This is a genomic window from Flavobacterium sp. (assembly GCF_013822155.1).
In the GTDB taxonomy this organism is placed as follows: Bacteria; Bacteroidota; Bacteroidia; order Flavobacteriales; family Flavobacteriaceae; genus Flavobacterium.
Genome location: NZ_PNJW01000036.1, coordinates 1 through 24,893, shown reverse-complemented (window position 1 = coordinate 24,893; position 24,893 = coordinate 1). Strand labels below are relative to the sequence as shown.

Here is a 24,893-nt window from a genome sequence, read left to right as displayed (position 1 = left end):
ATTAATTACTAAACTCTCTCTTTAATTCTTGCAATCTGTTTGCCACAGACGCATTGTATTGTTGGTCACCAATTCGTAGAATAAATCCTCCAATAATAGTTGGATCTACTATATTTTCCACAGTGATTTTACTCGATGAAAACTCTTTAATCTTCGCTAAAACTTTAGCTTCTAATTCAGGAGTTATAGGAAAAGCCGTGGTTACTTTAGCTACTTCAATTCCGTTCAATACATCATGTTGAGCGTTGTATTGTTTGGCAATTTCTGCTAAAATTTCAAAACGTTTGTTTTCCTTAAGCAACAAAAACAATCCTTTGGTGTCTGGTTGAACCGCAGAAAATATTTCAGCAATCGCTGTATATTTTTCTTGTGGCTTTACCACTGGACTGATTAAAAAATGTTGTAATTCTTCGTTAGCACTCACGGTATTTAAAATCAAGTTCATGTCTTGATTCACCGCATCGGCTCTTCCGTTGGAAACAGCATTTTCTATAATTGCTTTCGCATATCTAATCGCAGCTCTTGACATACGGATTAATTTAATTTAGCATCACCTAACATTTTCTCAACTAATTTCGTTTGAGATTCTTTGTTAGATAATTCACTTTTTAATACTTTCTCAGCAATTTCTATGGACAAGGTTGACACTTGATTTTTCAACTCAGCCATTGCTGCATTTTTTTCACTTTCGATAGCCGCTTTTGCCTGAGCAATCATTTTTTCGCCTTGTGCTTGAGCTTCTGATTTTGCATCGTTAATCATTTTTTCTTTGATTTCACGAGCTTCTTTCATCATGGCATCACGTTCTGCTCTTGCTTCTGCTACTAACTTTTCATTAGAAGATTGAAGATTTAGCATTTCTTTCTTAGCATTTTCAGCAGATAATAATGCATTTCTAATTCCTTCTTCTCTTTCGTTAACCGCATCTAAAATTGGTTTCCAAGCGAATTTTCTCATTAAGAAAATTAACCCGATGAAGATGACTAGCATCCAAACAAACAAACCAAGTGAAAACTGTTCTATTAACTTCTCCATTTATATAAATAATTTAGAAAATTTTAATTTTTTTAAAAACAACAGTTATAACCAACCGTTATAACTGTTGTTGATTTTTTTGGATTAAGATGCGAATAACGCAGCGAAACCAATACCTTCAATAAGAGCTGCTGCAATAAGCATAGCTGTTTGAATTTTTCCAGAAGCTTCTGGTTGACGAGCGATAGCGTCCATTGCTGAACCACCGATTTTACCAATACCTAAACCAGCACCGATAACGATTAATCCTGCTCCTACAATTGTTGGAATTTGCATAATGTATTTATTAATTAATTAAACATTCAATTTATTAATGATGCCCCTCCTCATGGTGGTGCTCTTCATTGGCTGCTCCAAAATACAGAGCTGATAACATGGTGAAAATATAAGCTTGCAATGCAGCAACTAAAATTTCCAATAACGATAATGCAAAAGCTAAGAAGAACGACAAGCTACTTCCTAACCAGTTTTTGAAAACAAACATCAAACCAATGATACTCATTAATACTACGTGTCCTGCAACAATGTTTGCATAAAGACGTATCATCAATGAAAATGGTTTAATGATTGTTCCTAATAATTCAATTGGAGCTAAAATAATTTTCATTGGAGTTGGAACTCCCGGCATCCAGAAAATATGTCCCCAATAATTTTTATTAGCTGTAAATGTTGTAATCAAATACGTTAAAATAGCAAGTCCTGCAGTAATGGCAATATTACCTGTAACGTTTACTCCCAGAGGAGTTAATCCGAACATATTTAAAAACCAAATAAAGAAAAAGATAGTCAATAAATAGCTCATGTATTTTTTATAATTCTTGTGTCCGATGTTTGGAATAGCAATGTCGTCTCTGATATAAAGAATGATTGGCTCAAAAAATCGTCCGGCTCCTGTAGCAATTCCACCGTTTTTAGCATATGATTTTGCTAGGCTTGAAAATAACCATAACATTAATACCCCAACTAAAAACATCATAAAAACGTTTTTGGTAATTGAAAAATCTAATGGTTTTGCATTGGTTGCGTGGTGATCTGCATCATAAGAAATAGTTCCCTGAGCATCTGTTTTATAAATTTTACCGTGGTATAATTTATAAAAGTTTCCATTGCTTTCTGCTACCGATTCTCCATGGTGAAATTTTGATGACATGAAAAACTGCACACCATTATCAACTAAAATAACCGGTAATGGAAAACCAACGTGATGTTCAACTTTTGAATCATCTTCCCAAGAAAACAAATGAAAATCATACGAATCTAGTAAGTGATGATTAATAAATTCTTTGATTTCCGTTTTTAAATCCTTTGGTTCTTCTGAATGTTGAGCTTCAACTTCTGTATGAACAGCTTCTGTGTGAACTACAGTAGAATCTGAGCTATTTGCAAAAGTAAGTAGCGGCAAAACCGAAACTAACAGTGCAACTATAAAATGAAGTGGTTTTTTTGAAATCACCATATTGATTTAACTTAAATAGTTGGGTTCCTAAAATTTGGTGCAAAGGTACATTTTTTCTTTATTATGCAAGTGTATTGAAAAAAAAAATTTGACTAAAATGCAACTTAAAAGTGTGTTTACTGATTTTTGTTCAATAATCGTATGGTAATTAGTGTTTCAATTGCTAAAAATAGAATGAAAACGGCAAAAAAGTTAACTTTCTCAATGGTGTTTTCACTAGAAGAATTTAAAATAGGACGAAGTATAAAATAGGAAACTGCCATTTTTATTGATGTACAAACCAAGAATGTCATTCCGGTAGAATCAAAATTCTTTTCAGAAACTTTGATAATCACAAAAAGAATAATTTTTGAGAAGACAATATATATAAAATATAAAAATGGAATGGAGTAATAAAAACCTTGAGCGGCATTCTTCAACGTTGATTCTTGAAAAATAATAATGTGAATAATAAAAATTGGAACTACAACAAGTAGGTATTTATAAATGTCCCACAATTTTTTTATACTTATCATTCTTCTTTGCTTAGTTGGTTCACTTGACGATAGACATTATACAAAGCTAAAAAAACACCAAGTAAAGTAAAAATTTTTGTGTTTGATTCGTTTACATTGCCATACTTTTCATCTAAATAGTTGCCCAAATACGAAAAAAGAAAAATAACCACGCCCATTTGGATGGGAATATTGATGAGTTGCAGCCACTTATTAAGCGGTTTTTTCTTCGGTTCCGGAATCATTTTGAGGTAAAAGTGATTTTACATTAGGTTTCATCACGCAAGTAGCACTAAACTCAGCACCGGGTTCTACTGCTAATTTTCCGCAAATAACCTCACCGTGAATACTAGCTTTTGATTTGATACTTAAAATTTCTGTAACCTGTATTTTTCCGTCAAACTTACCTTCAATATCGGCATTTTTACAAATAATATCGCCTTTAACGCTTCCGGCGGGGCCAATAACTAATTTTCCTTTTGATTGAAAATTGCCAACTAAATGGCCATCCAATCTAAAATCAGCTGAGGAAGAAATATCTCCTTTAATAATTGTACTTTCAACTATTCGGTTTGTTTTCCCAAGTAAATCGGTATATGATTTTGAATCTTTTTTAAACATGCTCATGGTTACCCTTTTTTTGGATTATTAGGAGAAGGCGGCATCATTTGTGATTCAGGATCTTGCCTTGTATTTCCTTTTGGAGTAGATTTTGGATCGTCTATACCGGAAGGAGGCTGCATATTATTAGTGCTTTGAGTTTGTGCTGGCTTTTTCTGGTTTTTATTTGGAATAACTATTTCCTGTTTAATTTCTGTTTGTTTTGGTTGTTTTGGCTTGGCAACATATGGCGGCGGAACAACTCTTAAATCAGGGTTCAAATATTCTTCTAAATTTTTTCTGATTTGAACAATTTTATAATTTTCAGAGGAAATTATAATAGCTTTTTCTGAAATTTTATAATCTTTAAACTCTTTCAAGATTGACACAACGCCTTTAGCATACTCTTCATCTCGCAAACCATGAATTACAAAGAAATTTTTGTCCATAGTATACAAATCTATTGAAGTAATTAACTGACTTTGGTTTCTTTCTTTAATAAATTTAGCTACTTTTTCAATTAAAACCTTCGTTTTTTTATCCTCTAAATTATCGGCATGATAAAGCACTTTATAACTGGTTGGCTCAGCCTGATCAAAATACAGACTTTCTAAATAAGGAATATTATCTGAAAGCAGTAATTCAGCTTCTTTACCTTCTTCAGAATTTGGATAAGTTAAAGACACATAATTTAAAGCTTTTCTGTATTCAAAAACCCCTTTAATTTTACCTATTACATTTGCTTTAAGCAATTCAAATTTAGGCAAGGTTTCTTCTCCGGTGAATTTCTCAATAGCCGGTTCCACATTTACTATAACTTGTCTGTAATCTCTATCTTCATATACTTTAAAAAAGTTCTTGTAAACAATTTCCGGATCGTCAATTAGATTTTCTGCTGATGTACCCGATTTACTTAAAATTTGAGCATACCTGGAATCCGGGAATTGAGTAATGATGTTCTCTTTCATCGTCAAGGCTTTTGCAGGATCAATGATTTCGTATATTTTATATAAATTATACAATGCCGGCAACACCAATCGTTCTTCAGGTTTGCTTTTCAATAAAATTTCTAATCGATCAGCAGCTAACTGATATTCTTTAAATTTTTCTTTATAGATTACTCCCAATTGATAATAGGCATAGTTTCTTTCTTTCGCGATACTATCTAATTCCTTTTTTGAACTAGGCAATTGTCCAATATAAAATTCTGGTGAATACCTTAAATTATCCTTTTCACTAACAATTTTTTCTTCTTTTGTGTTTTCAACAACTTCCTCTTCTTCCTCTGTTGAAATAGTTTGCTTTTTATTGGACAGTCTCCAATTTCCCTCCGATGATCTTTTTCCCCAGTTTTTAATAAATTCTTTTTTTCCAAAATCAATTGAACTTTGGTTATAAAAATAAAAAGTGGATGATTTAGGATTTGCTTGTCCTAAACTGGCTTTATTTTTTATTCCGAGTTGATTTTGGTTTTGAGAATTTCCTGATTTTGATTCATCTTCACTTACTTCTCTGAGTTTTTTAGCTGCTTCTGCAGCAAACTCATCTTCTTTTTTGATTTTATTGATGTAATCTTCATAAAAAGCAATTTTATCAGCATCTGATAATGAGGCAATATTTAAAATGCTGTCATTTCGTTGAGCGATTCCTTCATACTTAATTACATCTTCTAAATTATCTCTCTTTTTTCGGATTGATTTGAACTCTCTTGTTCTTTGATTAAGCAACACCAAAGTACTGTCATAATATTTTCCGGAAGTTTGATATTCAGCCTTATAAAAATATATTTCAGCAATATTTCGATAGTTTGAAGCCATCATATATTTATCACTTGTTTGATAATCCAAAGAATTGTTATAGTTAAAAACGGCTTCTTTAACATTATTTTGTTGGTGATAAAACAACGCTTTTTGGTGAAATAAAAAATCTAAATAAGGTCTGTTTTCGCGATCATCAATCAATTTATTATACTCTGTCATGAAGGCTAATGTGTCTCCTTTGGTGAAATCAAACTGTTGAGCCTGTTTAATTTGAGCATGAACAATATATTGTCTTGGAGATTTTCGCTTCATATCGATTACAGACTGATAAGCGGCGAAAGCACTGTCTTTTTCCTTTATAGATTCAAATAACTGTCCTAAAATAAAGCGATAACGAGCTTTTTCTTCATCTTTTTTAGTAAAATTTAAAGCTTGTTTTAATTTAGAAATGGCACTGTCTTTTTGTTCTAAATTAAGATAGGCTTGTGAAAGGGTCGCATTTGCATCTGCAAAAATCTGGTCTTTAAATTTAATTTCGTTTAATAATTTTGTAAGGTTATTAACGGCTAAAGCGTCATTTTCCAAACGAACATTGGTTTTTTCACGCCAAATCTTAGCTTCATAAATTTTATCACTATCCGGATTTTTATATAAAATATAATTGAAAGCTTCTAATGCAGGGATAAAACGCTGGTCGTAATATCGTGATTTTCCCAAAAGCAAATATGCTTCATCCATTTGAGGGTTTTTTTCGCTTCCCTCTATAAGCATTGACCGTTTTTGAATTGCTTTTGTAGCTTTATCTTCGGCTCTTTCGAAATTTGCATTTTTATTTTCCCCCGGAAGAATTTCTTCCTCAGCAACTTGCATTCTTTCAATTGGAAGTATTTCCCAATAATTATCATTATAATTGGCTACAATATCTTTTAAACCAGCCTCTAAGGCTAAATTACCATTATATAATACATTAAATTCTGTATTAAGTGCCTGAAATTTTCGATTCACTAATTTATCTTTTCTGGTAGAACAAGCTATCAGAAAGACTAATAAAAAAGAAGTAAAAATATATCTAAAGATAGAGGATTTCAAAATAAAAACGTTTAATGGCATAACTAAAAAGTACTGTTTTTAGTATATCGCAAGGGTAAAAATACGTTTCTTTTTGAAATAGAGAAAAATATTGCGGTTTTTTTGTTCAGAAACGTTCTTCCTGATTAAATTAAATGAAAGAACGTTCCTGTTTATTGTCCATTTAAGCAGCAAAAAAAGCTTCTAATTCTTTCAGCGTTTCAGAAGAAGGAATTAAATCTAAAACTATTTCTCCTTTTTGTAAAGCCACAATTCGGTTGGAAACCTCAACTGTGTGTTGCAAATCATGACTGGAAACCAAAATAGTCACACTGTTATCATCTGCTAATTCTTTGATGATTTTTTTGAGTCGAATTTGTGTGGTTGGGTCTAAATTAGCAAATGGTTCATCTAAAATAATTACTTCCGGTTCTCCTATTAATGCGGCAACAATACCCACTTTTTTAGAATTTCCTTTTGATAAATCGCGTAAATATTTCTTGTTTTTTAAAATTTCTCCATTAAAAAAATCTTCATATTTTACTAAAAAACTATCGACGTCAGCTTTGTTCCAACCGCGAAGTTCACCAATAAAATAGAAATATTCTTCCGGAGTTAAATAACCAATTAAGAAACTTTCGTCGATAAAGGCTGACGTAAAAGGTTTCCATTTTTCATTCGTGTTAATTTGAATAGAATTACTGGTAATAAAACCCGTTGTTGGCTGAATTAAATCTAACAACAAACTGAAAAAAGTTGTTTTCCCTGCTCCGTTATTTCCAACCAACCCGAAACTTTGCCCTTTTGGAATTTCGAGGTGCTCAATATTTAAAACGGTGGTTCCGTTGTATGTTTTGGTAAGGTTTTGAACTTGTATCATAGTTTTATAGGTTATTAACTTTCTTGTTGTTTAAATCCGTTAATCATTTCATATTTCTTTTTAGCAAATTGTTTGGCTATTTTTTCCATTAAAAAATTTCGGAGTACAATACCAATTAAACCCAATAAAGCCAAAGCGATAACGGCTATATCATAATTAAAAAATTTATAAAATGCATACCAAATCAGCAAAGGAATCAGCAACAAAGGGATGCCCACTAGCCACTGAGCTGCACCAGTACCTTGGTAGTTCATAAAAGGACTTTTTTCTAAATCGATTCTTTTTTTATTAAATGATCCTGCAAAAATCAAAACAGGAACATTTATTCCAATATTATATAAAGCACAAGCCAGATTAAGTAATAATATATTTATACCAAAATAAACATAAGGTGTGCTTAATATGGCTAAAACGATAATTGAAAAAGTCATTAAACCTGCTTTTGAATTTAAATATTGTTTTAAAGGAATGTTTTGAGCCATCATCATCGAATAATATGAACTATCCCAGGCAGGAATGAACTGTCCAAAGTTTATCATAAAAATTCCGGTTATAAAAATACCAACAAATACAAAAAAGGCGGGCATATCTTGATAGGATGGGTTTGGATAGAAAATCAAACCATAGCACAAGAAAAAGAGGGAGAGCCAAACTGTTGTTTTAGGTCGTTTGTTTCGCCAAATTAATTTTAAATCCAATTGTAAAAAAGGAGCAATTTTACCAAAACGTTTCACCCAAGAAAAATCAGAATTTGAAACCTCTTGTTTTTTCGCTTGTATGGAATTGTCTATATAAAACCTGCTTTTTAAATTATAAAAATTCCAACTGTAAAGTCCGAATAAAAACGCTGCCGGAATGAGCATCAAAAATGGATAAGATTGAAGATAACCTATTTGATTTCCAAAAAATTTAGTTATACTAAAAACAGAAAAGTATTCTAAAGCTAATAAAATCAATACAAGCAGAAGATATGGAAACAATCCTTTGATGTTGTCTGTAAATTTCTTTTTTAGTAAAAAGTTGATATAATTTATACATAATATCAAAATATACATGGTTATCATCCACACAATCATAGAAAAAACGGAACTGTTTTCTTTATAAATATAAACGATACCAAAGGGTATAATGATGAATAATGGTAATAAATTATAAAAAGACGTTAAGCTTTTCAACAACACGAAATGTATTACTTTTTCTTTCTTTATTGGAACGATAAGTAAAGGTTTAATATTTATAACTGGCAATGATTGCATAAAAAACCTAAAAATTAATTCTATGGTTAACCAAATTAGCACAAAATTATTCACGACGGTTAACACTTCTTGCTCAGGGAAAAATTCTTTTGTCAACGGATATATTGCTACTCCCAATCCTAAAAAAGCCAACATGAAATAAACTGCTAAAAAACCTAAAAAGATTTTTAACCCGATACTTTTTCCAACACTAGCTGATCGTATAAAAGCTTTCCATTCGAGATTGATAAAATGTTTGAACATAAACAAGTTGAGTTTTATGAATTGTAAAGTTAGTAGTCTAAATTCTTTTTTGTTACTACAAAGCTGAAAAAATAGTTTTCAAACTCAATCAAAATCTTTCAGATTCGTAACTTTGCAAAAAAAATACCATGTCAACTTTTTTTAAATTATCTGTTAAAGAAATTAAACGCGAAACACCGGAAGCTGTTTCCATCCTTTTTCATGTTCCTGCTGAAATTCAAGAAAACTATCAATTTGTAGCGGGGCAATACATTAATTTAAAACTTACGTTAGACGGAATTGAGATTCGACGTGCTTATTCTTTATGTTCTACTCCGGAGAGTGGTGATTTGCGTATTGCCGTTAAAGCCATTAAAAACGGTTATTTTTCGAAATTTGCAAATGATCAATTAACGATTGGTAAAGTTTTGGAAGTGGGCACTCCTGAAGGAAAATTTACTTTTGAACCCGATGCTTCCAAACAAAAAAATTATGCTGCTTTTGTGGCCGGAAGTGGAATTACACCGGTAATGTCAATCCTTCAAACCGTTTTAGAAAAAGAGCCAAATAGCACATTTATATTGGTATATGGAAATAAAAGTATCCCGGATACTATCTTTTATAATCAACTTCATGAATTACAGCAAAAATATGTAGGCCGTTTTTTTGTTCATTATGTGTTTAGTCAACAAAAGATAGATGACCAATTATTTGGAAGAATAGATAAATCAGCAGTAAATTTTGTTTTGAAAAACAAACACAAGGAAAAAGATTTTGATAAATTCTATTTATGTGGGCCGGAAGAAATGATAAACCTTGTGACTAGTGTTTTAAGAGAAAATAATATCAAAGAAAAAGATATTAAATTCGAATTATTTTCCGCTTCTTCTTCAGAGAATGAAATCAGTAAATCGTTAGAAGGTCACACTAAAATTACCATTTTACTGGATGATGAAGAGACTTCTTTTGAAATGTCACAAAAACAAAACGTATTAGAAGCGGCTTTAAAACAAAGTTTAGATGCTCCTTATTCCTGTCAAGGAGGCATTTGTAGCAGTTGTTTGGCCCGCATTACAAAAGGTTCTGCAGAGATGAAAAAGAACACTATCTTAACTGACAAAGAAATTGCCGAAGGATTGATTTTAACCTGTCAGGCTTATCCAACTTCGAATGAGATTTTTGTAGATTATGATGATGTGTAACGAACTGCCTCTAAAGTAAATTATTGACTTTACTAATTATTTTTTCCGGTTCTATACTTCTCATTGCGTCTTCATAATCCGCAACTTTTTTATTGCCATAAACAGATGTTGGAATCAATGGAAACTTTTCTCTATCAGCTGTAATGCAATTTTCTAACGGTTGATTATATGGTGAAAAACCTGCAAATGGATGTGTGGCTCCCCAAAGTGTGATAACTTTTACGCCCAACATTGCGGCAATATGAGCATTCCCGCTATCCATGGAAAGCATCACATTTAAATTAGAAATCAACTTTAACTCTTCTTGAAAGTTTAGTTTACCCGCAACAACAATTACATTGTAATGATTGTTTTGCAATCGATTTAATTGCTCAATTTCTTTGCTACCTCCTCCAAAAAGTAAAATTTTATTTGACTTATTTTCGGCTAATGCATCAATCACTTTTTGCATTAAATCCAAAGGATAGACTTTGCTGTCGTATTGAGCAAACGGTGCGATTCCAATCCATCTTATTCCAATTGATGATGACTTATCACCCGTGATTGATAAAATTTCATTCGATAATGAAGCCTTTAGAGGAAATTCCGGACTCTTTAAATCTAAAGGAAAACCAAGTTCTGAAAAAGTAATTGCATGGCGTTCCACCATCGGTTGTAAAGGTTTGAAAACTTTATTTGTGAGACTGGTTAAAGCCTTTTTTTCAGCTCTTCCTTTATCCGTAAAAGCTACTTTTTTCCCACTGACCACAAATAATGTCCTAACTACTTTTGAACGAAGAACATTATGCAAATCAGCAACTGCATCAATATTCAATTTTTTTAAATCGGAATATAATTTGAGTAAGCCTAAAAAACCTTTATGTCGCTTTTTTACATCGACAGAAAAAAAATCAACATTCAGAATACCTTCAAAAAAAGGTTTAAAAAAAGGTCGGGAAACAATGGTAAGTTTAACGTCAGGATATTGTTTCACAAATGCTCTTATAACCGGGACCGTCATAGCGACATCGCCCATTGCAGATAGACGGATGACGGCGATATGTTGGATTATTTGAGGCAATGATTGCTTGTTGAAAATTTAAAACCATTAAGTCCCGAAGTTTCGGGATAAGTTTTATTAAGTTTTGAAACTCAACTTTTCTTACTGCCTTAATGGTTCAAAAAAAGTTTACTTCTTATTTTGATATAACACCGGATTTAATTCCTCATCATTGTACATTTTCATTTGCTTGTAGACTTTCATGAATTTATCACCACTTTCAATATCTTTCAGTAGTTGGTCTATAGATGAAAACATATCACTTTTTTGTTCTAATAATACATTTAATTTCTCTTGACATTTTGCTCTATGTTCTGCCGATGCTTCTGCCCGAGTAGCTTCCTCATTCATGTGATAAATTTTTAAAGCCAAAATAGAAAGTCGGTCAAATGCCCATGCCGGACTTTCGGTATTGATTTTTGCATCTGCTTTGACAGAAACACCGCTGTATTTTTGAAGAAAATAACTATCAATATATTCTACCATATCGGTACGAACCTGATTTGATGCGTCAATTTTTCTTTTCAACGTTAAAGCATCTATCGGATCAATTTGTGGATCACGAATAATGTCTTCATAATGCCATTGAACGGTGTCTACCCAATTTTTTGCATACAATAAATGCTCAATTTTATCTTTCGCATACGGGTTGTTAATGGGTTGATCTACATCGTTATGAATGTGATAATCAACAATACTTTGTTCGAAAACAGAAAATGCAATTTGTGAAAACATACCTATTAATTTTAAAATACAAATATACTTTTTATACCTTTATCAAACTAATTCCAATTCAAAAGGTTTATGCATCTTCATTATATCTCCGAACAAAACAGTATTCTCAATCATTTTTTGGCACAGATTCGCGATGTTGCAGTACAAAAAGACAGTATGCGATTTCGTAAAAACATCGAACGTATCGGTGAAATCATGGCATATGAATTGAGCAAAACACTGCCTTACAAAAACATTGAAGTACAAACGCCGCTTGGTATTAAAAAAACAACGGCTTTGGAAGATCATGTTGTTTTATGTTCCATTTTAAGGGCTGGTTTAGCTTTGCACACCGGTTTCATGAATATTTTTGACAATGCTGAAAACGGATTTGTATCAGCCTATCGCCACCATCCAAACAACGATGATTATTTTGATATTTTGGTGGAATACCAAGCTGCTCCATCGTTTGAAAACAAAACCTTGATTTTAATTGACCCCATGTTAGCCACCGGACAATCGATTGTTGCAGTTTTAAACAAACTACATTTAGACCAAAATCCAAAAGAAATTCATATTGCAGTAGTGATTGCTGCACCCGAAGGAATAGCTTATTTAGAAAAAAATCTACCTGCTAATTGCCATTTATGGGTCGCTGCTTTAGATGATAAATTAAATGAAAAAAACTATATCGTACCGGGTCTAGGTGATGCCGGTGATTTAGCCTATGGTGTTAAATTATAATTGAAACATAAACAGTAATAACCCCGTGATTACAATGCTACTTGTAATAATTTCCTTTAACATAGAATCTCTGATAAATTCAAGATAGGCTGTAGCTAAAACGGAAAGTGGTAAAATGCTGAAAATAAGCAAATCATTACTTTTTACGGGAGAAAAAACATAAATTAACAAGCTGATTAATAAGCTGAAAATTATTTTTTTATAAGATGCATGTAAAATTAAAGGTCTTCTCGACAGAGTAAGTAGCATCGCGAATAGAAAAAATACTGAAAAAATAATAAAAAGTGTCAAAGCCAGATTTTCGACAGAATTACTAAAATAATGAAAATCAAAGTTTGAATCTATTTGTTTCCAAACAATGCTTATCCATTCTTTATCTATTAGTAACGAAAAAAATAAAAATATAACTCCCACAGTAAAAAAAGCAATAAAAGGTAAAATCCAATTTCTATAATCACTGGAAACGTGAAAAATAATAGAGGCAAAAACAATCACAATAAATAAAATACTCCAAAAATGAAAAAGTGTCGCTATAAATATCCATAATGAGGCATCAAATATTTTTTCTTTAGGCGTAATTAATGATTTCATAGAAATCAATCTACGTAATGCCAATAAAATAAAAAAAGAAGCCAGAATTAAATTTATTTTGTTGAAAACTGAGGGAATAAATAGTAAGAAAGTAAAATAAAATAGAAATGAATAACTATTGTCTTTGCTCAATCCATTTCGCTTTGTAATGAAATTAGTTATGAATAATGAGGCGGTTACCAAAAGTAAAACCGTGCCTTTTTGAATCACATCAAAAAGCGTCAAAGATGAATCTTCCGTAACGATTACATGCTTGATTTGATAAATGAAATAGCAAAAAACCAACAAACTGGTAATTAAAATATAATTAAATGGTCTTGATTTACTAAAAACACTTGCTATCATAAGGATATTTTATACTTTTGCGATTGTAAATATAATACTTTATACCATGAAAGCATTTTTCGAAGGAATTCAAACCTTATTCGTAGACTTTTTATTCATTCCTTTTGATTTTTTCAGAAGTTTAGAATTATCAAGCTGGTGGGGTGCTAATACGCTAAATTTCATATTCATGCTTGTTTGTTTTGTTTCACTTGTTTATTGGACTTTACAATTGAAACAACATAAAGCTAACAACGAAGAAAATCAAGATACAACGGCTCACTCTTTTTTAAAGTAAGTCGAAACCGATATCTTTTCTATAATACATCTTATCAAAATGTAGCTTTTCTATGTTTTGGTAAGATTTTTTTATGGCCTCTTGAAAGTCATTCCCATAAGAGGTAACTGTTAGTACTCTACCACCATTAGAAACTACCGTGTCATTTTCAAATTTTGTCCCGGCATGAAAAACAATAGAATCTTTCACTGCTGAAATACCGGAAATTATTTTGCCTTTTTCAAATTCTTCCGGATATCCTCCAGAAACAACCATAATTGTTGTAGCACTTCTTTGATCAATTTCTAAAGTAATTTCATTTAATTTTTCATTGGCAACCGCTAAAAACAACTCAACCAAATCCGATTTAATCCGAGGAATCACAACTTCGGTCTCCGGATCACCCATTCTAACATTATATTCAATAACAATTGGCTCTCCTTTTACGTTTATTAAGCCAATAAAAACAAATCCTTTATATTCAATTCCGTCTTTTTGAAGACCTTCAATAGTTGGTTTAACAATTCTTGTCTCGATTTTTTCCATCAAGATTTCATCTGCAAAAGGGACCGGTGAAACAGCTCCCATTCCTCCGGTATTCAAGCCGGTATCTCCTTCGCCAATTCGTTTATAATCTTTAGCCGTCGGAAGAATTTTATAGTTTTTTCCATCGGTTAATACAAAACAACTCAATTCAATACCATCCAGAAATTCTTCAATTACCACTTTTGAACTGGCTTTTCCAAATTTTTGATGAACGAGCATATTTCTCAATTCTGTTTTTGCCTCAGCTAAATTGTTCAGAATTACAACCCCTTTTCCGGCAGCTAAACCGTCAGCTTTTAATACGTAAGGAGGTGAAAGTGTTTCAAGAAACTTACATCCATTTTCAACTGTTTCGGCAGTAAAACTATCATAAGCTGCGGTAGGAATTTTGTGTTTGATTAAAAATTGTTTGGCATATTCTTTACTTCCTTCGAGTTTTGCCCCCTCTTTTGATGGTCCTATTACCGGAATTGTAAACAATTTATCATCATTTTTGAAGAAATCATAAATTCCTAAAACTAATGGATCTTCAGGGCCAACGACAACCATTTCTACTTTTTCTTCAATTACAAACTTTTTAATTGATTCGAAATCGGTTGGTTGCATTGAAATATTGGTTGCAATTGAAGCTGTTCCTGCATTTCCCGGAGCCACAAAAAGTTTAGTGCATTTTGAACTTTGAAGCATTTTCCAAGCTAAAGCATGTTCTCTTCCGCCGGAACCAAGTAGTAAAATTGTCATGTCGTGTTGTTGTTAGAGTTGCAAAAATAAGGTGATTTAAATAGAAGTTAAAACGATATTGCAAAAAAAGTGTGAGAATATAGCTTTCGGTTAAAGGTTTTATTATTTTTGAAAATTAATTCTACTGTAGAAAATAATTATATTATAGATGATTTTGTTTAAAAATTTATTGATTGAAACAATTGTAACATTAGGAGACAAAGTACTTAATGCAAAGTACTTAAAATCCTTAAAAGATTGGAATCAATTTGATAGCATGTCTGAGACAGAACTAGAAAAAATTCAAAAAATAAATTTAAATAAAATGTTATTGCACGCCTCTAAAACAGTTCCGTTTTATAAAAATTATTTCAATTCCAAAAATAGTACTGCTGAATTATCCTTGTCTGATTTTCCTATATTAACAAAAGAAATTCTAAGAGAACAAAAAGAAAATTTAGTTTCTGATAAATACGATGTAACTTCATTACAAAAAAATTTCAGTAGCGGAAGTAGTGGAATTCAGTCTTATTCCTATACTGATAAAAAACACAAGTATTATCTTCAGGGTTTACAGACGCATTGGTATATGTGGTCAGACTATAAAATCGGAGATGCTGTTTTGCAATTTGGAATGTCCCCAAATAGGGTTTTTCCAAAAAACATGAAAGATATTTTTTATAATGTTCATTATCTCAATAGTTTTGCTCTTGATGAAACCAAATTAAAAGAAACTGCACAACTTTTAAAAAAAAAGAAAATAGAATATATTGTTGGTTATCCTTCTGCAATTAATGAATTTGCGAAAACGTTAATAAAACACAATTTAAATTACAAAATAAAAGGAGTAATTTCTTTAGGTGATAAATTATTTCCGCATTTTAGAAAAAACTTTGTTGCCGCTTTTAAAAATCCTAAAATAATTGACACTTACGGTTGTGCTGAAGGAATTTTAATGGCTTGTACAAATGATTTAGACTATTATTATGTGATGTCTCCCGCTGTTGAAATTGAAATTGTTGACGATTTTGGCAATCCTGTTTCCGACGGAGAAATTGGTCATGTTTTAGTAACCTCTTTAGTCTCCTATTCTATGCCAATGATTCGATATAAACTAGGGGATTTAGCGATTAAACTTCCTAAAGATAAATATCCGAAAAACAGAGCTTTTCAATATCCTATTTTAGAAAAAATTATAGGTCGTGAAACGGATGTCGTAATCACACCAAATAACAAAACATTGATTGTGCATAGTTTTACCGGCATAGTTGAATATTATCCTGAAATCAAACAATTTAAGATTATTCAGGAAAATAAAGAAGCTATTCTTTTTGAATATATTGTTGATGAATTTTTTACTTTTAAAGAAAGTGTTTTGGATGAAATAAAATCCAAAATAGATTTATTAACTGATAAAACTTTAAAAATTGAATTCAGAAAAGTTGAATTTATCAAATCGACACCCTCTGGTAAACCTCAAATTATTGAATCAACTCTAAATTCTATTCGTTAGTTTCGATATTTTAAAAACCCTCTAACCATCCAATGCGTCATATAATACATCGATTGTAAAACCGTTAACTTTTCTACTTCTCTATAAAATTGCCATTGGTATTTAATTAAATCTGATTTTTTACGAGAAAGAGAATTTTGTCTTATTCGGTAAATTGCTTGGGTTTCCTGAATACCGTATGCAAATGGAATTTCTTTTAAATAACTCAGCCAAAGTCCCATATCTTGACGCTTTCTGATGATAGGCATTGTTTTTTTACTTAAGCTTTTTATATCAATAAATGCGGTCAAACAACTGATGGAATTTGTTTTTAAAATATCCGAATAAGTTACTTTTTGAGGGACAATAAAATCGGAATAAACAAATTCCAATTCTTCGTTTGAGCGTTTATAAGAAGAAAAAACAAAGTGAATTCCTGTTTCTTCAATTGTTCTAATGCTGTTTTCGATAAATCCCGGAAACCAAATATCATCAGCGTCTAAAAATGTCATATAATCTCCTTGAGCTTTTTCAATTCCTTTATTACGGGCAATGGCGGGACCGGAATTTTGATTCAATTTTATGAATTGTATTCTTTTGTCGTGTGCTGAAATTGATTTTATGATATTTTCCGTCTCATCTACCGATCCGTCGTCAACAATAATCATTTCCCAAGTTGAATAGGTCTGATTTTGAACTGATAAAATCGTTTCTGCAATATATTTTGCTGAATTATAAGTGGGTGTAATGATTGAAACTAAAGCCGACATTAATACGCTTTCTCTTCACCCCTGAAGATATTTATGACGGTTTGAAAAATAATTTTTATGTCTAAAACAAATGACCAGTTTTCAATATAAAAGACATCTAATTTAATGCGATTAATCATGTCTTCATCTGTCTCTATTTCTCCTCTAAAACCTTTTACTTGTGCCAGCCCGGTAATTCCCGGTTTGACATAGTGGCGAACCATATATTTTTTAACGCGATTTCCATAAACTCGGTTTTGGGACCATAAATGAGGTCTCGGACCTACAACTGACATATCGCCTAACAACACGTTGAAAAATTGAGGTAACTCGTCTAAGCTTGTTTTTCTTAAAAATCGTCCAATTTTTGTTACCCTTGGATCATTTTTCGAGGCTTCTTTTTCTGTCGTATGATTCATTTGCATAGACCGAAATTTATAACAAAAAAACTCTTCTTCATCTAAACCCGGTCTTCCTTGTTTAAAAAAAACAGGTCCTTTTGATTCAAGTTTTATTAACAATGCTAAAAGCGGTACTAACCATGATAAAAGAAAAACGATTACACACAAAGAAAAGACAATATCAAATATCCTTTTGAATGTTTTGGTAATTGGTTCATGAAGCAACGTTCGTTGAAGCGATAAAACCGGAAACATTTCGTAATAATCGATTTTCAGGTTTTTAGAAAAAATCTGTTTTGTATCAGGAATAAACTTGATGGTTTTGTTGTTTTCATCAGCAAATTCAACCAAATCTTTTAATTGCTCATTTGTAATTTCATTCAATGAACAATAGATTTCATCTATCTTGTTGTTTATTACAAACTCTTTAATCTCTGAAACTTTTCCTTTAATGTTTTCATTGCTTTTTTTATCTGAGAAAAAACCAAAAAAGCGGTAGCCGTAATCATTTCTTTTTTCAAAAAGCTCTTTCAAATTAATTGCTTCTTCAGAATAGCCAATTATAACGGCATTTCTAAAATTACTTCCGGTTACAATTCTATATTTTTTTAGATAATAAAACAATAAATATTTAATGAATACAATCAAAATAAAACTTGATGTCATAAACAATGCCACGGCTTTTCCACTAAACAAGGAATTTTTTGCAAAAGGAAAATAGGCAATAACAACCAATAGAAATACAATCGATTGTTTTAAAATTTTAGATAAAATTTCAACCGGCGTCGTAAATCGATATACTTCATAAAAACCGACAAAAAAGGCAATTAAAATCCAACATACCACTTGATATGTTTCAAAAAGAAAAAAATCAAGATTTAATTCTTCAAAAAAGAAAAAGGCTAACAATGTAATGACCAACAAGTCCAGTGAGACACTTATCGGTCTAATAAATTTAGAATATCTTCCTTTTTGATTAGCTACCATATTAATGAATAAAACCCGAAAAATCTTTATGTTCTTCTTTTAACAACTCTTCAGTTGAAAGTGTTTTAAAATAATCAAAGGTTATTTTCATTCCTTCCTCTCTTGAAACTTTTGGTTCCCACCCTAAAATTGCTCTTGCTTTGGTTATATCCGGTTGTCGTTGTAACGGATCATTAATTGGTAAAGGATGATAAACTACTTTTTGAGTTGTTCCGGTTAATTTAATTATTTCATCCGCAAAATCTTTAATCGTGATTTCATCCGGATTTCCAATATTGACCGGTAAATCATAATCAGATAATAGAAGACGATAAATACCTTCTACTTGATCATCTACATAACAGAAGGAACGCGTTTGCATGCCATCGCCAAAAATAGTTAAATCTTCTCCTCTTAATGCTTGTCCAATAAAAGCCGGAATTACACGACCATCATTTAATCGCATTCTTGGCCCGTAAGTATTAAATATTCTAACGATTCTGGTTTCTAAACCATGAAAAGTATGATAAGCCATTGTAATGGATTCCTGAAAACGTTTTGCTTCATCATAAACACCACGTGGACCAATGGTATTTACATTTCCGTAATATTCTTCCGTTTGTGGATGAATCAATGGGTCTCCATAAACTTCAGAGGTAGATGCAATTAAAATTCTGGCATTTTTTACTCTTGCTAAACCGAGTAAATTATGCGTTCCTAGCGATCCAACTTTTAATGTTTGAATAGGAATTTTTAAATAATCGATTGGACTTGCCGGTGAGGCAAAATGCAGAATATAGTCTAAGTTGCCAGGTACAAATACAAATTTGGTTACATCATGATGATAAAACTCAAAATTTTCCAGTTTAAATAAATGCTGGATATTTTTTAAATCTCCGGTAATCAAATTATCCATCCCAATCACATAATAACCTTCAGCAATAAATCGATCACATAGATGCGAGCCTAAAAATCCGGCGGCACCTGTTATTAAAATTCTTTTCATAAAACATTTTTTTAGGGGCAAAATAATCTTCAGTAGCAAACAAACAATAAAGTAATGTAAAAAACATTACCCCTCGTTGTCTCCATAAGAAAGATTCTGTCAAAAATAAACTTATCATTAGAACTGCAAAAGCAATTTGTATAAAATCTTTGTTCTGTATAGTTTTTTTAAGGGTAAAAAGCAACATTATGACTAAAATCAGAAAACCAAAAAATCCCAATTCAGCAAAATTTTGAATATATTGATTGTGAAAGTTTTTTGTTTGGTAACCTTCTTGGGTTTCATTTCCTCTAAAAACATCATATTTAATGGCTTTTTCCTCTAATTTTTTAAAAGAAGCATTTAGTCCATATCCTTTCCAAAAAACAGTTTCTTCCTGAAATAATTCAAAAAACATTCTAGCTTGATAGGCCCGAAAAGCCGTGCCGGGGAAAAAATCATTGGGTGTAAATTTTTCATTGGTCCATGCCTCATGAACACTCAACACGTTTACTCCAATAACGTCTTTATCGATCACTGTAGAACTTAAACTTTTTTCTGTATTGGATTGAAATTCTGCCTGAAATCGTTCTTTTATTTTACCGGCAAAAAACAAAGTAACTAGAAGAACTAAAAAAACCAACATATTTCTTAATCGCATTTTATGTGCTATTTTAGAATAGAAAAAGTAATCTACTAAAATTAAAAGGATAAAAACCAATACGATATTTTTGGAAGATAATAACAGTATAAATCCAAAAAGCAAGAGGCTGCAAAAAATTTCTAGTTTCGTTTTAACTTCTTTTGTAAAAAAGTAAAAAAAGGCAACTGCTACATAGACAGAAACATGAATGGCATTGACTTCTTTGGTGACTAATTCGTGATAAAAAAAGACATTTGTATCATTCGTTAAAATAAATCGCACCATCGCTTTAAGCAAATAAAAAGTCACATATAAGACCATCGCATAACTATAATATTTGATGATTTTTTGCACTTGTTCCTTTGAAAATGGTTTCATAACCATAAACAAAATTGGAATCAACAGTAAACTGATTTCCTTTGGAATTGCTTTTAATGTTGCTTCTTTATCAATGCTCCAAAAGTAAGAAAGCAGCATTAATAAAAATAAAGCCACGGCAGGTAAAAGCCATTTTTGAATTCGAAATGTTGAAGAGGAATATTTAATTAAAACGGAAAGCGAGAATATCGCTAAAAAAACATTGTTTATTCCATAAGCCATCGGAATAGTACACAATACCAACAAAAAGGGAATAAAAGAAAAATGTTGTTTATTTTCCTGCTTGATGTCTAGCCATACATTGCTCAAAAAGTTGAAGATACTCCCCATTTATTTTCTCCCAGTTAAATTTGTTTACAATGGCTTCAAAGTTATTTTGAATGAATTGCAAGTTATCATTTTTTTTGATTTTGAGCAGTAAATTTTTTACTTCTTCTGCATTGGAAAAATAATAGCTGTTTTCTTTTAAAATACCACGATTAAAATCATTGTTGTGGGCTAAAACTAAAGCTTTAGAGGCCATAGCTTCCAACAATGAAGGATTGGTTCCGCCAACTGAATGTCCATGGAAATATAATTTAGAAAAATAGCGAAGATTATTCAAATGTTCAAGGTTATAAATAGCTCCTAAAAATTTGATGTTAAATTGGTTTTTATATCTTGATTTCAGGTATTCTCCATATTTTGTATTGTGATTACCAATGACTAAAATTGGGGTTTTATCTTCACTTTTAACTACACCATCCAACACCATTTCAAAATTATTTTCAGGTTCAAAACGAGCCATAATCATGTTGAATTTTTCTTTTTCAACGTGGTATTCCGTTAGAATTGAATCATTTGGATTGGTGAAAGGATAAGCTCCGTAAGCGATATAAGTAGATTCTTTTTTATATCTATTTTTCAAAAAAGTTTGAATTCCTATGGAATCTGAAACCAAATAATCACTGCTGATTGCCGCTAATCGTTCAGCAAAACGCAAAAATTGTTGCACCGGACGACTATATTTTGAACGTTTCCATTCGATGCCGTCCATATTGGTAATAATAATTGCTTTTTTAGGCAGCATGAAAAACCAAACCGAATTACTGGTGTAACCCAATTGCAGAATGATATCAAAATCTCTTTTGCGGGAGTCTAAAATACAATTGTAATCATAGATAAATTGACCAAATGTTCCGTATTTATATTCCGGGTCGTGTTGGTGAATGATATGAACACCTTTGAAGTTATTTTCCTGAAATTTATGATTGTGCGAATTATAACAATATACCTCATGCCCTTTTTGAGCCAGGTAAACAGAAAAAAATTCGGCAAATTGTTCGAAACCACCGTAATAATTTGGAATACCGCGGGTTCCGAGAATGGCTATTTTCATTCTTTTTGGGTTATTCTACCGGCAAAAATAACGTTTTAGTAAAAACTATCTTAGTGTAATTCAATAAAATTCATTTAAAAAAATAGTTACCTTATTGAAGAGCCAATTCATAAGCTTTTAATGTTTCAATGGCTGTTTGTTCCCAAGTATATTTTTCAAGAATTTTTTGTTTTAATTTTGGATTTACTGGACTATCGTAAGCTTTTGTGATGGCTTTTTTAATAGATTCAATATCATCCGGTTCGCAATAAAAAGCATAATCTTCAAAATAATCATACGTGTCGCCTTTTGTGGTTACAACTATGTTTTTACCCATTGCAGCAGCTTCCAATGATGATAATCCGGGCGTTTCCATCCAACTAACCAATGCGTGAACTTTACAAACTTGGTATAATTTTTTTAATTCTTCATGAGAAATAGCTCCTAAAAAAGTGACGTTCTCACCAGCTTCGAGATGTACTTGATTGACATATTCTTTTTGATTTTGTGATTCTTTTCCAACCAAAACGAGTTGATATTTGGTATTTTTTACTGCTCTAACTAAATTTAGGGTAGATTTTCTACCTTCGATTCTGGCGGCACACAAAATACAATCTTTATATTTTAAAAAGGGATTCGTTTGATTGTCTTCTGACTCTGTAAATACAGACTTATCAATGGCATTTGGAATACTAATGTATTTTGGGTTTTTAAGTTTAAATTCCGTTGCCACTCGCTTCATTTCAGAATCTGAATTAGGAAGAAAAACACTTGTATTATCCACAATTTCTTTCATCAACCCATAATGACCTTTGTAGAGCATTTGCAAAATACCCTTGTGCATTCTTTTTTCTTTGTAGTGTTTTACCAATGTTTTGATATAAACAATTTGATATGGTGATAAAAAATTGGCTACTTTTTGAAATAGTCCTCCTCTAGCTTTTCGTTCAAACTCTGTATATAATCCATAAATAGTAGAAAGCACTACTTTTTTATTTTGTCGATGTGCATTTTTTAACTGAAGGTAAATATCCTGAGGTTCCATTAAATTAAATAAATGAACCAAGTCGTAACCTTCTAAATTGGGTTCAAAATCTAAAGATATATCTACTTGTATTCCTGTTTTTTCAAGAAATTCTTTTGTTTTAAGCATTTGAACCATATCGCCACCAGGTGCTTCAAATAAATTGGTTCGGGTTTGAAATAAAACTTTCATCATATACTATTCTATCTTGCAAATATAGTTTTAATTAGTAGTTTTACATTTCTTTAAAATCATTTTACATTATCCATGAAAAAAGTTCTTTTTGTCTTTGGAACACGTCCGGAAGCGATTAAAATGGCTCCTTTAATTACTAGTTTTTCAGATGATTCTGAATTTGATGTAAAGGTTGCTGTAACCGCTCAACATCGTCAAATGTTGGATCAGGTAATTGACTTTTTTGGTATAAAAGTAGATTATGATTTGAATATTATGAAGCATAACCAAACACTTCATCAACTGACTTCCGATTTAATCGCACGAATTACATCGGATATTCTATTAACAGATGCTTTTGATTATATATTTGTTCAAGGTGATACCACGACCGTTTTATCGGCTTCATTGGCTGCATTTTATCAAAAAATTGATGTCGTTCACATTGAAGCAGGGCTCAGAAGTAACGATATGCATTCTCCTTTTCCGGAAGAAATGAATCGGGTGTTGACTTCAAGATTAGCCTCTTATCATTTTTGTCCAACGTCGGTTGCACAAGAAAATCTCAAAAATGAAAACATCTCTGAAAATGTTTTTGTTGTTGGAAATACAGTGATTGATGCTCTTTTAATGGGTTTAGAAAAAATCAAAATTGCAGATGAATCAACATTTTTAAATGAATTTAAATCCATTGATTTTACCAAAAAAATTGTTCTGGTCACTTGTCACAGAAGAGAAAATTTTGGTAAACCTTTTGAAGAAATTTGCGAAGCTTTATTAGAAATTGCTAGTTCTCACAGCGAAACGGTTGAAATTGTTTATCCGGTTCATTTGAATCCAAACATTAAAGAAATAGCTCATCAAAAATTAATTGCACCGAACATCAAATTAATTGCTCCTTTGGATTATCAAGAGTTGATTTGGATGATGGACAAAAGTTATTTGATTTTAACAGATTCCGGCGGTATTCAGGAAGAAGCTCCGAGTTTAGGAAAACCTGTTTTAGTATTGCGAGAAGTAACCGAACGCACCGAAGGGGTCGATGCAGGAACAGCTATTTTAGTTGGGTCTGACAAGTTTAAAATTGTTTCTGAAACTTTAAAACTACTAGAAAATCAATCCTATTATTCAAGTATTGCTTCTTCCTCTAATCCTTATGGTGACGGAACTACTTGCGAACAAATTAAAGCTATTTTGAAGAATCAGTAATCAAATTTTCTTTAGATAATCGTTCAGAATAAGCTAAGAGTAATCCAATTAAAATTGCTTTAGTATCTGCTTTAAAATAAAAGCCCATAAAAACCCAATACGAAATAAATAAAAAGAGGGCCGTTCCAAACAGTAATTTATTTATGGTACTCTGTATTAAATAGTTGTTTTTTTGTTTACGAAATGTTAATAAAATAGTGCCAATTAATATAAAAACACCTATTATTCCTGCTTTCAAAAAAACCGTCATAAATCCATTATGAAGAATGGAGATAAATCTCATTTGCGTATTATCAAGCCAAACATCTTTTTTTAGATCAACTTTCGATCCTAATCCTTTACCAAATAAAAGAGTATAAAACCCTTCATTCTTCATTTGACTTATAGTATTGATGTTTTCTACTGAACGGTAATTATCATTAAAGTCTTTATAATCATCTGCATTAATTTTTGTTTTAAAAGGTTCTGTGGGTGCAATCTTTACTTTATATAAAAATGCTTCAATCCCCTTTCCGTTTCTTTTTGGGTTATAATAAAAGATAGCTGAATAAAGAATTAATGCAGATGATTATAGATCGGAAGAGCGT

The 24,893-nt window shown here is 31.5% G+C and carries 26 protein-coding genes; 5 read left to right on the top strand and 21 right to left on the bottom strand.

Annotated features, from left to right (window positions below; translation table 11 throughout):
* Position 1: 1 nt before the first annotated feature.
* The 10 genes from atpH to C0512_RS09915 form a co-directional block, all read right to left on the bottom strand.
* A complete protein-coding gene (gene atpH, locus C0512_RS09960; RefSeq protein WP_290861122.1) occupies positions 2 to 535 on the bottom strand; it encodes an ATP synthase F1 subunit delta in 534 nt (177 codons plus the stop codon).
* A complete protein-coding gene (locus C0512_RS09955) occupies positions 535 to 1,035 on the bottom strand; it encodes a F0F1 ATP synthase subunit B (protein ID WP_290861112.1) in 501 nt (166 codons plus the stop codon). The genes atpH and C0512_RS09955 overlap by 1 nt, the downstream gene beginning before the upstream one ends.
* An 84-nt stretch (positions 1,036 to 1,119) precedes the next feature.
* Positions 1,120 to 1,311 (bottom strand): ATP synthase F0 subunit C, encoded by a 192-nt coding sequence (gene atpE, locus C0512_RS09950; protein WP_078212011.1) that lies wholly within the window; start codon positions 1,309 to 1,311, stop codon positions 1,120 to 1,122.
* A gap of 34 nt (positions 1,312 to 1,345) precedes the next feature.
* Entirely contained in the window at positions 1,346 to 2,491 is a 1,146-nt protein-coding gene (atpB, locus tag C0512_RS09945; RefSeq protein ID WP_290861105.1) for a F0F1 ATP synthase subunit A, read from the bottom strand.
* Positions 2,492 to 2,607: 116 nt separating this feature from the next.
* A complete protein-coding gene (locus tag C0512_RS09940) occupies positions 2,608 to 3,006 on the bottom strand; it encodes a hypothetical protein (protein ID WP_290861104.1) in 399 nt (132 codons plus the stop codon).
* Positions 3,003 to 3,230: an AtpZ/AtpI family protein gene (locus tag C0512_RS09935; protein WP_290861102.1), complete on the bottom strand. Its 228-nt coding sequence runs from the start codon at positions 3,228 to 3,230 to the stop codon at positions 3,003 to 3,005. Before C0512_RS09935 ends, C0512_RS09940 begins: the two co-directional genes overlap by 4 nt.
* Entirely contained in the window at positions 3,199 to 3,606 is a 408-nt protein-coding gene (locus C0512_RS09930) for a polymer-forming cytoskeletal protein (protein WP_290861120.1), read from the bottom strand. Before C0512_RS09930 ends, C0512_RS09935 begins: the two co-directional genes overlap by 32 nt.
* An 8-nt stretch (positions 3,607 to 3,614) precedes the next feature.
* The gene (locus C0512_RS09925; RefSeq protein ID WP_290861100.1) at positions 3,615 to 6,455 is read right to left on the bottom strand and encodes a gliding motility protein; all 2,841 of its coding nucleotides are present in this window, start codon (positions 6,453 to 6,455) and stop codon (positions 3,615 to 3,617) included.
* A gap of 142 nt (positions 6,456 to 6,597) precedes the next feature.
* The gene (locus C0512_RS09920; RefSeq protein ID WP_290861098.1) at positions 6,598 to 7,293 is read right to left on the bottom strand and encodes an ABC transporter ATP-binding protein; all 696 of its coding nucleotides are present in this window, start codon (positions 7,291 to 7,293) and stop codon (positions 6,598 to 6,600) included.
* Positions 7,294 to 7,307: 14 nt separating this feature from the next.
* Entirely contained in the window at positions 7,308 to 8,792 is a 1,485-nt protein-coding gene (locus C0512_RS09915; protein WP_290861096.1) for a DUF5687 family protein, read from the bottom strand.
* Positions 8,793 to 8,920: 128 nt separating this feature from the next.
* Here C0512_RS09915 and C0512_RS09910 point away from each other — a divergent pair, with 128 nt between their 5' ends.
* Positions 8,921 to 9,973, top strand: a complete 1,053-nt coding sequence (locus C0512_RS09910; RefSeq protein ID WP_290861094.1) for a ferredoxin--NADP reductase — start codon at positions 8,921 to 8,923, stop codon at positions 9,971 to 9,973.
* A gap of 10 nt (positions 9,974 to 9,983) precedes the next feature.
* Here the strand turns inward: C0512_RS09910 and C0512_RS09905 are convergent, their stop codons facing one another.
* Complete coding sequence (locus C0512_RS09905; RefSeq protein ID WP_290861119.1) at positions 9,984 to 10,988, bottom strand: glycosyltransferase family 9 protein; 1,005 nt, start codon at positions 10,986 to 10,988, stop codon at positions 9,984 to 9,986.
* A gap of 153 nt (positions 10,989 to 11,141) precedes the next feature.
* The gene (locus C0512_RS09900; protein ID WP_290861092.1) at positions 11,142 to 11,747 is read right to left on the bottom strand and encodes a DUF4254 domain-containing protein; all 606 of its coding nucleotides are present in this window, start codon (positions 11,745 to 11,747) and stop codon (positions 11,142 to 11,144) included.
* A gap of 69 nt (positions 11,748 to 11,816) precedes the next feature.
* Between C0512_RS09900 and upp the strand changes: the two genes are divergently transcribed.
* Positions 11,817 to 12,470: a uracil phosphoribosyltransferase gene (gene upp / locus C0512_RS09895; protein ID WP_290861090.1), complete on the top strand. Its 654-nt coding sequence runs from the start codon at positions 11,817 to 11,819 to the stop codon at positions 12,468 to 12,470.
* Here upp and C0512_RS09890 read toward each other — a convergent pair.
* Positions 12,465 to 13,406: a hypothetical protein gene (locus C0512_RS09890; protein ID WP_290861088.1), complete on the bottom strand. Its 942-nt coding sequence runs from the start codon at positions 13,404 to 13,406 to the stop codon at positions 12,465 to 12,467. The two genes, upp and C0512_RS09890, sit on opposite strands and share 6 nt — an antisense overlap.
* Positions 13,407 to 13,452: 46 nt before the next feature.
* Between C0512_RS09890 and C0512_RS09885 the strand changes: the two genes are divergently transcribed.
* Positions 13,453 to 13,683 (top strand): uracil phosphoribosyltransferase, encoded by a 231-nt coding sequence (locus tag C0512_RS09885; protein ID WP_290861086.1) that lies wholly within the window; start codon positions 13,453 to 13,455, stop codon positions 13,681 to 13,683.
* On the opposite strand, the gene purD is transcribed toward C0512_RS09885, so the two are convergent.
* Positions 13,675 to 14,949, bottom strand: coding sequence for a phosphoribosylamine--glycine ligase (gene purD / locus C0512_RS09880; protein ID WP_290861084.1), 1,275 nt, complete (start codon positions 14,947 to 14,949; stop codon positions 13,675 to 13,677). The two genes, C0512_RS09885 and purD, sit on opposite strands and share 9 nt — an antisense overlap.
* Before the next feature lie 148 nt (positions 14,950 to 15,097).
* Between purD and C0512_RS09875 the strand changes: the two genes are divergently transcribed.
* The gene (locus C0512_RS09875; protein ID WP_290861082.1) at positions 15,098 to 16,441 is read left to right on the top strand and encodes an AMP-binding protein; all 1,344 of its coding nucleotides are present in this window, start codon (positions 15,098 to 15,100) and stop codon (positions 16,439 to 16,441) included.
* Here the strand turns inward: C0512_RS09875 and C0512_RS09870 are convergent.
* The 6 genes from C0512_RS09870 to C0512_RS09845 form a co-directional block, all read right to left on the bottom strand.
* Positions 16,438 to 17,190 carry a glycosyltransferase family 2 protein gene (locus C0512_RS09870; protein ID WP_290861080.1) on the bottom strand — a complete coding sequence of 251 codons (753 nt, stop codon included), beginning with the start codon at positions 17,188 to 17,190 and terminating at the stop codon, positions 16,438 to 16,440. The genes C0512_RS09875 and C0512_RS09870 overlap by 4 nt on opposite strands.
* A complete protein-coding gene (locus tag C0512_RS09865; protein WP_290861078.1) occupies positions 17,190 to 18,557 on the bottom strand; it encodes an undecaprenyl-phosphate glucose phosphotransferase in 1,368 nt (455 codons plus the stop codon). Before C0512_RS09865 ends, C0512_RS09870 begins: the two co-directional genes overlap by 1 nt.
* Position 18,558: 1 nt before the next feature.
* Positions 18,559 to 19,542, bottom strand: a complete 984-nt coding sequence (locus tag C0512_RS09860; RefSeq protein ID WP_290861076.1) for a UDP-glucuronic acid decarboxylase family protein — start codon at positions 19,540 to 19,542, stop codon at positions 18,559 to 18,561.
* Complete coding sequence (locus tag C0512_RS09855; RefSeq protein WP_290861074.1) at positions 19,487 to 20,872, bottom strand: O-antigen ligase; 1,386 nt, start codon at positions 20,870 to 20,872, stop codon at positions 19,487 to 19,489. The genes C0512_RS09860 and C0512_RS09855 overlap by 56 nt, the downstream gene beginning before the upstream one ends.
* The gene (locus C0512_RS09850; protein WP_290861072.1) at positions 20,814 to 21,920 is read right to left on the bottom strand and encodes a DUF1972 domain-containing protein; all 1,107 of its coding nucleotides are present in this window, start codon (positions 21,918 to 21,920) and stop codon (positions 20,814 to 20,816) included. Before C0512_RS09850 ends, C0512_RS09855 begins: the two co-directional genes overlap by 59 nt.
* 91 nt (positions 21,921 to 22,011) lie before the next feature.
* On the bottom strand, positions 22,012 to 23,115 hold the full coding sequence (locus tag C0512_RS09845; protein ID WP_290861070.1) for a glycosyltransferase family 4 protein: 1,104 nt from the start codon (positions 23,113 to 23,115) through the stop codon (positions 22,012 to 22,014).
* A 75-nt stretch (positions 23,116 to 23,190) separates the two neighbouring features.
* On the opposite strand from C0512_RS09845, the gene wecB reads away from it, so the two are divergent.
* Positions 23,191 to 24,306: a non-hydrolyzing UDP-N-acetylglucosamine 2-epimerase gene (wecB, locus tag C0512_RS09840; protein WP_290861068.1), complete on the top strand. Its 1,116-nt coding sequence runs from the start codon at positions 23,191 to 23,193 to the stop codon at positions 24,304 to 24,306.
* On the opposite strand, the gene C0512_RS09835 is transcribed toward wecB, so the two are convergent.
* On the bottom strand, positions 24,287 to 24,682 hold the full coding sequence (locus tag C0512_RS09835; RefSeq protein WP_290861066.1) for a hypothetical protein: 396 nt from the start codon (positions 24,680 to 24,682) through the stop codon (positions 24,287 to 24,289). The two genes, wecB and C0512_RS09835, sit on opposite strands and share 20 nt — an antisense overlap.
* Positions 24,683 to 24,893 lie beyond the last annotated feature (211 nt).